Source organism: Salifodinibacter halophilus (assembly GCA_012999515.1).
GTDB lineage: Bacteria > Pseudomonadota > Gammaproteobacteria > Nevskiales > Salinisphaeraceae > Salifodinibacter > Salifodinibacter halophilus.
Genome location: JABEEB010000425.1, coordinates 1 through 256, shown reverse-complemented (window position 1 = coordinate 256; position 256 = coordinate 1). Strand labels below are relative to the sequence as shown.

1 protein-coding gene is annotated in these 256 nt (G+C 71.9%); it reads left to right on the top strand.

Annotation, left to right across the window (positions count from 1 at the left end):
• Positions 1-256 (top strand): glycosyltransferase (locus tag HKX41_12310; protein ID NNC24919.1); only part of this gene is annotated, 256 nt, incomplete at both ends.

Here is a 256-nt window from a genome sequence, read left to right as displayed (position 1 = left end):
GTCGACCGCGTCGCCACAGACCGCTTCGGCCGACATCCCGAATGGTACGGCTGGCTCAAGATCTACCTGCCGACCTTGCTGTTGGGCACGCTGCCGTGGACCGGCGAACTGCTGCGCTGGGCGCGCGCGCTGCCCGCTCGCGTACGCGCCTGGCGCGAACGCCAGGCGCGCGCCGAGCAAGCCGGCGCGCTGTTGCTGGCGCTATGGATCGCGCTGCCGCTGCTGGTGTTCTGCCTGGCCCAGTCGCGCCTGCCCT